General features: G+C 66.5%; 7 protein-coding genes and 2 pseudogenes. 5 read left to right on the forward strand and 4 right to left on the reverse strand.

The window, feature by feature from the left end:
* The first annotated feature begins 642 nt into the window (after positions 1-642).
* Positions 643-1,890, forward strand: coding sequence for a hypothetical protein (locus tag ACFYX0_RS45735; protein ID WP_388981220.1), 1,248 nt, complete (start codon positions 643-645; stop codon positions 1,888-1,890).
* A gap of 18 nt (positions 1,891-1,908) precedes the next feature.
* On the opposite strand, the gene ACFYX0_RS45740 is transcribed toward ACFYX0_RS45735, so the two are convergent.
* On the reverse strand, positions 1,909-2,838 hold the full coding sequence (locus tag ACFYX0_RS45740) for a phosphotransferase family protein (RefSeq protein WP_388981223.1): 930 nt from the start codon (positions 2,836-2,838) through the stop codon (positions 1,909-1,911).
* A 543-nt stretch (positions 2,839-3,381) separates the two neighbouring features.
* Between ACFYX0_RS45740 and ACFYX0_RS45745 the strand changes: the two genes are divergently transcribed.
* Positions 3,382-3,813: a hypothetical protein gene (locus tag ACFYX0_RS45745; RefSeq protein WP_388981226.1), complete on the forward strand. Its 432-nt coding sequence runs from the start codon at positions 3,382-3,384 to the stop codon at positions 3,811-3,813.
* 194 nt (positions 3,814-4,007) lie between these two features.
* Here the strand turns inward: ACFYX0_RS45745 and ACFYX0_RS45750 are convergent.
* Positions 4,008-4,328 (reverse strand): annotated as a pseudogene (locus tag ACFYX0_RS45750) (site-specific integrase); the annotation flags it as partial.
* A 90-nt stretch (positions 4,329-4,418) separates the two neighbouring features.
* On the opposite strand from ACFYX0_RS45750, the gene ACFYX0_RS45755 reads away from it, so the two are divergent.
* The 3 genes from ACFYX0_RS45755 to ACFYX0_RS45765 are packed head-to-tail and all read left to right on the forward strand — an operon-like array spanning position 4,419 to position 6,604.
* On the forward strand, positions 4,419-4,739 hold the full coding sequence (locus tag ACFYX0_RS45755) for a WXG100 family type VII secretion target (RefSeq protein ID WP_388981229.1): 321 nt from the start codon (positions 4,419-4,421) through the stop codon (positions 4,737-4,739).
* Positions 4,740-4,761: 22 nt separating this feature from the next.
* Entirely contained in the window at positions 4,762-6,201 is a 1,440-nt protein-coding gene (locus ACFYX0_RS45760; protein WP_388981231.1) for a WXG100 family type VII secretion target, read from the forward strand.
* Between the two features lie 19 nt (positions 6,202-6,220).
* Positions 6,221-6,604: a hypothetical protein gene (locus ACFYX0_RS45765; RefSeq protein ID WP_388981234.1), complete on the forward strand. Its 384-nt coding sequence runs from the start codon at positions 6,221-6,223 to the stop codon at positions 6,602-6,604.
* A gap of 526 nt (positions 6,605-7,130) precedes the next feature.
* On the opposite strand, the gene ACFYX0_RS45770 is transcribed toward ACFYX0_RS45765, so the two are convergent.
* Together ACFYX0_RS45770 and ACFYX0_RS45775 are read right to left on the reverse strand one after the other, a co-directional pair.
* Complete coding sequence (locus ACFYX0_RS45770; RefSeq protein WP_388981236.1) at positions 7,131-7,616, reverse strand: hypothetical protein; 486 nt, start codon at positions 7,614-7,616, stop codon at positions 7,131-7,133.
* Positions 7,617-7,956: 340 nt separating this feature from the next.
* Positions 7,957-8,820 (reverse strand): annotated as a pseudogene (locus tag ACFYX0_RS45775) (nuclease-related domain-containing protein).
* Between the last annotated feature and the right edge of the window lie 79 nt (positions 8,821-8,899).

The following is an 8,899-nucleotide window of genomic DNA, read 5'->3' on the forward strand; positions in this document are numbered from 1 at the left end:
CTCACTTCGGGCACCTTGGCCTCCGGATGGCAAGTCATCCAAGGCGCCAACCCCTCGCCCTAACCCAGCGATCCACAGGAATTGACAATTGCTCGATCGACCGATACGACGTCGAAGAAGCGGCCAGTTGGCAGCATGTACGGCGCCCGAGGGTCGTCGGCCCAGATAGCCCGGCAAGCCGCCGGATCGTCGGCCGCCGCGGAGAGCCATTCGACGCCCCTCCTGGTCATCCACTGCACGTCATCTCACCTCGGTCAGACTCAGTTGCGGCCTCGATGCCGCCTTGCGTCCAGACTCATGGGCACTGCCCTGGCCAGGGCAGATGACGAGGGGTGACGGGGGATGACGCGTCACGCTAGAGCGCGTCATCCCCCGTCACGGTCAACCGGCGACGATCTACGGCTACTTGCTGCACTCAGTGATGCGCCGCGCGTACATTCGGTCGTAAGGTCAAAGAGTCGTGCGCCCCAGTAGTCGCACCCGTGCACCGGCGGGGAGGGAACAGTCACGTCTTCGATGCAGCCGACCAGCGTTCGCTTACGGCGGGCCCGTGCGGGCCGGGGCTGGAGTCAGCCACGGTTAGTGCGGGAGTTGCGGCAAGCTGCGGCCCGCCGTGGCCACCAGCTCCCCTCGGACGCCAGCGTGAAACGCCGTATCGCCAGTTGGGAGAACGGACACAGCGTGCCGGACGATTTCTATGGTCCGCTGCTGTGCGAGGTGTTCCAGCTCACCGCCGCCGAGCTCGGACTGAGCCACCAAGGCGAGCGAGACACGGGACTCTTGGACGCCAGTTATCCGTCGAGCCCTGAGGGTGCGATCCAAGCCGTCGGTCAGCTCTGGCGCGCCGATCTGAATCGGTACGAGCCGCTCTTGCAGGCCGAGCCTTCCGAGCCCGCCTGGAACGAAGCATCACTGCGGTGGCTGGTCGCGCCCGAGCCGGCCGTTCCGCCGCAGCGTCGGGGTGGGATGCGCGTCGGTCTCGGAGACGTGGCCGCCATCAAGACCACCGCGGACATGTTCGCCGAGTTGGACGACCGTTTTGGTGGTGACCACGCACGGCACGCGGCCATTCAGTACCTCAGCACCGAAGTGACGCCGCTCCTGCACGGCCAGTACACCGAGCAGGTCGGCCGGGCTCTCTTCTCCACCGTGGCAGAAGCAACGCTCCTGGCCGGTTGGATGTCCTACGACGCGTGCCGACACGGGTTGGCACAGCGGTACTTCCTCCAGGCTCTTCGGTTGGCCCAGGACGCCAATGACCGTCGGCTCGCCGGAAGCATCCTGTCCGCCATGAGCCATCAGGCGACGTTTCTCGGTCGCTACACGCAGGCCGCCACGCTCGCCCGCGCGGCCCTCATGGGCATCTCTCCCGTGGCCACGCCGACCCTACGCGCCCAGTTCCACGCGATGGAGGCCCGCGCTCTTGCCCGGACCGGCGACGTACGCGGCTGCGAAGCCGCCTTGCATGCCGCCACGAAAGCGCTGGAGAGCCGGAACAACGACGACGAGCCGGAGTGGATCAGCTACTTCGACGAGGCCGAACTCGCCGCAGAGGCCGCCCACTGCTTCCGTGATGTCAACAGCGCCCGGCAGGCGGTCGCCCATGCCGAGAACGCCATGAGCGGCAGCCACGTACGGAGCGACTTCTTCGCGACCATGGTTCTCGCCGACGCCCACCTACGCGCCGGAGACGTCGAGGAGGCTTGTCGCGTGGCACTCGATGCGCTTGACCTGGGCGAGCAACTCAAGTCGGCGCGATGCGTCAGTTACCTCGCCGAGTTCCGGCAGAACCTCGTAGCAGTCGGCACCTGTGCGGACGTGCAGACGTTCACCGAGCAGGTCAGAGAGCACAGGCTGTGGATTGCCTCGGGCGATCATGTCGGTACCTGAGCACAGGTGGCCGCGCGTTCAGAACGGGCCCCACTCGTCTCGGCCCTCCCCTGTGCGGAGGGACCGCACTCGGCGAGCGAATTCGGCGGCAGACGGCTCACTCGTCGTAACCTGGTGGCCGAGCCAGGCAACCATCATCAGCTCACGTAGGTCAGCGAGCGTTTCGTAGCCCGGCCAGTTCATCAGGTCGAAGCCGTATCGGTGCACGAACTCCGCGTACTCCGCCTTTGTGTGCCAGCCGTACCTGTCGTAGAAGATCGCCGTCTGGATCAGGTCCCACTCGCGTGGGGCGAGGGCGAAGCCGTCCAGGTCGATGAGGACAGCGTGCCCGTCCCGATGGCGGAGGATGTTCCCGATGCTGGCGTCACCGTGGATCATGCCGAAGGGAAGGACGAAGTCCAGCCGGTCGTAATTCTTGGCGAGGGTCGCCGCTCGCTCCTCCAGGAACGTCCGGTCCTCCCCCGAGATGCCGTCCAAGCCATCGAGGGACGCCGCCAGCTTGGCCAGCGGGTCGAAGTACGGCAAGCCCAGGGATTCAGGCTCCTCAAGCCAGTGCAAGCGCCGTAGGAGATCGGCCAGCTCGCCGACCGTCGCATACTCCTCGTGCTCCTGGACGCTCTCCCAGAAGGTGACCACCAGGCCGCCGACGACGAGCGGTTGCGCAACCGACGCCGGCACGCGCATAGCCGGGAAGTCCTGCGTCTCAAGCCACCGGGCCACGCTCACGGCCCGTTCCATCTCGGCGAGCACCGAAGCATCACGCGCGATGCGGACAATGGCCGGTAACGAAGCCAGGCGGTATACCGCGTTAGACCCGAGCCGCAGCAACTCGGCGCCGCGGGAGTCAAGTCCCGCCGTCGCGCACCCCGCTCGGAGGATGGGCGCCAGGCCCTCCGCCGTGAACTCCGCGCCGCCGCCGTCCGGTACCCCGCTGCTGCCCGAGATCATGCTTCGACCATACGGGCCGGAGCGACCGCCCGACAGGCCGCTCACGTAATAGGGGCGTAATGATCTTGCTCTGCTGAGGTCCCTCACGCCCCTCCCCCGCAGGTCAGGCACCTACAGGCCTCTCACTCTCACCTGGGCTCCGGAGCCGTGTGCGCAGGTTCGAATCCTGCCGGGGGCACCCAGCATGAGGTGCCCAAAGACCCCGTCACCAGCGAAAACGCTGAGGCCGGGGTCTTCGCGTTTGTGCAGCCGTATGCCCCTCGGAGCGGCCGTATGTCGGGGTCTGTGGACGAGGCGTGGACGGGATCTTGGAGCGTCGCCGCAGGTAACGAGCCTGATCCGAGTCGAGCAGGCCTCCTCCTCGCTATCGTCGTTCTGGCCCTGAGGCCGGCCGCGGCTGGGACATCAGGCTGGCGGCGCAAGCTGTCGAAGCCGCCATCAGTCGTCGGCTCCAGACAGACGAACAGACGAGTTGGGGGACTCATGGATATATCCGCTGTGGCCGTTGGGCTGATCACCGCTGGAGGAACTCTGGGTGGGGCGATGTTCAACGAGTTCGCCAGCCAGAAGCGCGAAAAGCGCGCTGATCAACAACGTGTGCAGGAACGCGACGACAGAGTGCAGGAAGCAAGACGTGATCTCTATGCCCGTCTGAACACCACGGCTCGTGCATACCGGGTCGCTGCCCGCGATGCAGTCCGAGCAGCCGAGCGAGGTGAAGACGTCGAGTCAGCGGTCCTCGACGCTGCCAAAGAGGCCTGGGCAGATGAATATTCCCAGGCGCAGATGGCGCTGACGAAGGACGTCCTGAAGGTGACCTCGACCCTGAAACAGGGCTCTCGGCGTCGGGTACACCGTTGTGAAACAGTTGCCGAGCAGCCCAAGCCCAGATGCCGCATACAGCCGGGCGAATGCTTGGTTCAGCGGCCCACTGTCCGACGGCGTGTATCTACTGCGGGTCACCTTGCGACATGACCTAGGCGTCGAGGTAAAGCCTGACTTCGAGCGGTCTCGCGTGCGGGGTCTCGCTGCCCTCGACAGTGAGCGAAGAAGCCTTGAACGCCAACTCGACTCAGAGCAGACCCAAGCCAGCCGGTCCGCATAACGCACAGACCAGACGCCGAGGCCCTGGGCAGGACGCTCAGGGGCCTCGCCAATGATCAGGTCTGTCACTCGTATTCGCGCAGGAGGTCCTCGATACGCCGGTTGGCAACGTCTTGCCGTCCGTCGAGGCACTTCGCGTAGCGGGTCAACAGGACCTCAGCGCTGTCGCTGGCACGCTCGGCAACCTCGGTGGGATCAACTCCGGCGTTGAGCCACGTCGACAGCGCCGAGTGCCGAAGGTCGTACGGCCTACTCGCAAGCGGCGAGGCCGCGACGGTCAGCGGGAGCGCCCGGAGCCGAGCCTCTTGCCACACGCGGTAGTAGATCGAGGACGGGACGACTGAGCCCTTCTCGCTGAAGAAGGGTCGCCCGTCTTCCGCCGTACCTGGCTGAAACGGGCCCTGGCATACCGAGGACAACTCGCGCCCCTCTTAGGATCAGATGAACACGCAGACAACACGGGGAGGGAACAGCCTATGGGGGCGTCCGGCGACATATCGATCCACCCGGACGAGATCACGGCACAGGCGCCGACATTCGCCGCTGGGAGTGACGACCTGACCAACGCCCTTCGCCAACTGCAGAGTTCACTCGACGGGCTGGGCACTCCTTGGGGCTCCGACAAGCAGGGCGCTCAATTTGGCGCTGCCTATTCTCCGCAGCGCGACGCGGTTCTCAAGGCCCTGGGCATCCTCGTCGCCGGGTTGAACAGCATCCACGAGGGCCTGACCACGCATGCGGCGAACCACACTGAGACCGACGCGCACAATGCGGCGATTCTGAACCACCTGCGCTGAGTCCTACGGGGGATCGACGGGGATGAGTGAGTCCGAGGCAGCCAAGATTGTCCGGAAGACCACCGGCATGTGGTGGCCCGACGGCGACAGCGGGAGACTGCGGCATGCCGCCGACGCCTGGCGGACCCTGGCCGAGGTGATCGATGAGGTGACCGCCTCGACTAATCGCGCCGCGCAGACTGTGATCGGCGGGAACTCGGGTCCGGCCATCGACGCCTTCGGGCATTTTTGGTCGCGCTACTACGCAGGCGGCAAGGGCTGGCTGCCGGACACAGCCCAGGCCTGCCGTCAGCTGGCCCAGGCGCTCGACGACTTCGCCGACGAGATCGACAAGGCAGTTCACAAGCTGGAGGAGGAAGCCGCGATCGTCGGCGGCTCCCTCGTCGTCGGCACTGCCCTGGCCTTCGTCACTTTCGGTGCCTCCGAGGCCGTCGCCGCGGGCACCGCGGCCGGGATCGTCGCTGCCGCGGACGCCATCGGCGTAGCCGTCTCCGAGTCCATCGCCTCCATCGCCGCCACCACCCTCACCGGCGTGGCCTTCGGCGCCGCCGAATCGGTGACCGTCGACCTGGCGGTCGCCCAGCCCGTCCGTGTCGCCTTCGGCGACGGCGGCTTCTCCGGCACCGAACTCCTCTCCTCCGCCGAGATCGGGGGACTCACCGGCGGCGTGACCGGAGGACTGGGCTCGGGCGCACGCGCTGCCGCTGAGGCCGCCGACAGCGCTGAGAACGCCTCCACCGCACTCAACGCCATCGGAAGAATCTCCACCGGGCTCGACACCGCCCCCGGTCGGATGGCTTTCGGCGCCGCGGTGGCCACCGGCCAGGACGCACTGTTCAACGACGGCCGCATCAACCCCCTCGACGTCGCCCTGGGCGCCGTCAGCGGCGCCGCCGCCAAGAGCGGATCCACGACCGAGAAGCTCGGCACCCGCCGCGAGCAGGCCTGGAGGAACTCGGAACAGTCCACCTACGCGGCCCCACCGAAAACGCCGGGCGACGGCGTCTTGCCAACCGGTGATCCCGTCTACCACCGCTCCGGCTCCACGGCCGTCGGCTACGACCGGGCCACCATGAGCAACTTCGACAAGGTTGCTCCGAAACCCGGCTACCACGACGTCGTCGTCCATGGGAATCCGCAGGGCTACTTCGAACCCGGCCGCATCAACCCCGCAGGGAACGACTTCCCCGGGGGAGAGTCTCACCCGTCGCACATCGTGGACGCCATACGCAACAACCCGAACTACGACGGCGGGCCGGTACGACTTATCTCCTGCCACTCCGGCACGGTCGACTCCAGCGCCGATGCGCTACCAGCAGCGCAACAAGTTGCCAATCAGCTCGGCGTCCCCGTCATAGCGCCCACCAAAAAGGTCGGCATTATGAGGGGTGGAGGCGATGGGCAAGAGCCCATCATCTTCGACGGAGGCTACTGGCGGACCTTCCTCCCGCTGGTTTCCTAGAGACAGGACGAAGGACAGCATGAAGATCCTCGGCTTCTACGCAGAGCTGTGGGACGAGCGCGCCGGCACCCCGGACGGGCCCGTCCGTGACTTCGTACGGGAGGCGCCAGAACCCGACGAGCAGAGGATCCTCGCCTACCTGAAGGCCGGTCACGAGATCTTGAGCGTCATGGGGAAGTCCGACGACGTGCTCGGCAGCGGAGAGCAGATCCTCGGTGGTGACTCCCTGTTCACCGATGGTGCGTGGGTGTGGCGCGGAGACCTCCGCTTCTATCTCCACGGCTACCACGTCGCCCTCCCCGTGGAGTTCCTCCAGTCGATCCGAGCCACGAACTACGCACGTCCTCATCTCCAGCCCGAGCGTGTGGATGAGATCTGCGACGCCGTCAGAGAGATCATCTGAACCCGGCCGCACACCGAAACATTCGGCTTCCCCCCTGCGACCGAGCCCCCTCCGGAATGGAGGCAATTGGCAACACGACCGTTTGAATGACCAACTTCCCGCCGTCGACCAGCGGTTCTGCCCACCCCACGCTCCGAGCGCCCCGCCGGGGGCACCCCCTATGAGGTGCCCAAAGCCCCCGTCACCAGCGGAAACCCTGAAGCCGGGGTCTGCGTGTTGCACAGCCGTATGCCGCCCTGAGCGGCCGTATGCGGGGGTCTGCGGACGAGGCGTGGACGGGATCTTGGAGCACCGCCGCAGATGACGTCCGGGAAAGGGCGAAGGTCCGCGCCAATGCAGGGTGACCCCGCCCACTACGAATCGTCACGCCGTGGGGCCACCCACGGGCGCCTGTGAGGACCGCCGGCATCTACTGAGGGACACCGGCCTAGCCGCCTGCCTCCCGCGACCCTCGGGTTGTCCTGATGCCGGGCCCGGAAGCGGCCTGCCGCCCGCCGGGCCGTCGGCGGGCGCGACAGGTTGCCCTCTACTTGCCGAGGGCGGCAAGTTGGCGGTGGAGGAGATTCTGCGCCCCGCTACGGTCGGGGGTCGCAGCGGTGAAGTAGTGGATGTAGACGAACAGGTTGTTGCGGGCGCTGATCAGCTTGACACCGGCGTTGCCGAGGTTGTCGAGGGTGCTGATGACGGAGCCGGTGGCGTGGTCCGCTGGGTCCGCGAAGGTCTGCTGGTGCGGCTTACTGCTGGTCTGCCAGGTGTGTGCCATGGACTTGTACATGCTCTCGGCGCCGGTGGGTGCGGCGAACCGGACGAGGAAGATGTCGGCCTGGCTTCCATCGGTACTGATCCAGCCCTGCCGCGCGGCCGCGACGAAGCGTCGGCGTACGAGCACGGCCTTCTCCTGCGAGACGTGGTCCGTGGCGAAGAGTCCGTGGGCGAAGCTGTCCAAGTCCAGCGCGCCGTTGCGGTCGGTCCAGGCATGCGCGCCTGCCGGTACCGGCAGGATGGTGGCCATGAGCTGTGCTCCCGCCCCAGACGCAGGTACGCCCCGGGTCGAGGAGGGGGTTGCGGGGGCCGACGGAGATGAAGCCGCCGAGCCCGTGGCCCCCGACGAAGGCTGAGAACGTGGCGTTGAGCAGCCGGCCAGCACTGCCGTAAGAAAGGTTGCGGCGAGGAGCTCGGCGTATCGTCTCGGTATGTGCACGGCGGGATCATGGCCGATCCAACGATCTTGCGTCCAGTGTCTTTCCGGGTGCTGCCGGACTACTGAGTGAGGTCTGCTTGAACCCGGTGACGAAAGGCGGTTCGGCCACGCAGCGGCCCCGACCGCGAAGGGGATCGGGGCCGGCAGTACCCTAGGCCGGGCTCCAAGCCTGGCGGTGGCGAGCCACGCTGTAGACCTGCTCGACCTGCTCCGCCGTCAGCACGCCTGAGAGTGGCGCCAGTGCCGCGACTTGGCGTTCTTGGTACACCCGCACGCTGAGTTGCGTGGCGACCACCTTCAGATCAGTGACGCCGACGAAGACGAGTACTGGCTCCACCGGTACAGGAAAGGCGCATTAGCGCTCAAGTACTCGGGCTACTCGCCTAGCCTCCGCCCGGCTCTTTCGGGCGTAGGGCGCCGGTTTTCCGTGATCGACTTTCACGGAATCCTCGCCGACCCATACGGCCTTCTTGTGGTGGTGCTTCGTATTGATGCTGAACACCCCACCAGGCCCGATCAGCAAGTGGTCGACATCCACTTTGCCGGCCAAGGGGATGGAGTGCAGGACGCGCCAGCCGTGGCGCTCTAAGCGGTTCAGCTCGGTTCCAACACGCCGCTCCCCCGCCAATCCCATTCGCCAAGAGTCCCACTCCGTGGGTCGCCGCACAAGCCGTGAGACTGCTCGCGCCATTAGCCCCGGGCCAGATTCATCGAGCAAATCACGCAGGGACGCCCCGGGAGGGTTGACGGCCAAATCGTCGGCCGGCGTCAGAGGCGGCAGCGTCGGACGCACTTCAGCCTCGGGTGCCTTGTGTGGCTGGACTGACTCGGTGAGGTTCTGTAAGTGTTGTGTCAGCACGGCGATCACGTCGTCGCGATACTCACCGCGCAAGACCGTGATGTCCCCCGTTCTGGCGTCCGCCCAGCCGACTGCGGTGCCATCAGGAAGATTCGCGTACAGACGATCATGTGCGTACCGCTTCCAGCGCGTGACGTGCAGGACTCTGGTGCGCAATTCGTGACGTCGGGTCGGCTGGGTGCGGCATGATCACGGGTGCGGTCGCTTCCCTGTCGTGCGGCTGCGGGGGTGATGT

It is taken from the genome of Streptomyces sp. NPDC002573, assembly GCF_042889625.1.
Taxonomy (GTDB): domain Bacteria; phylum Actinomycetota; class Actinomycetes; order Streptomycetales; family Streptomycetaceae; genus Streptomyces; species Streptomyces gibsoniae.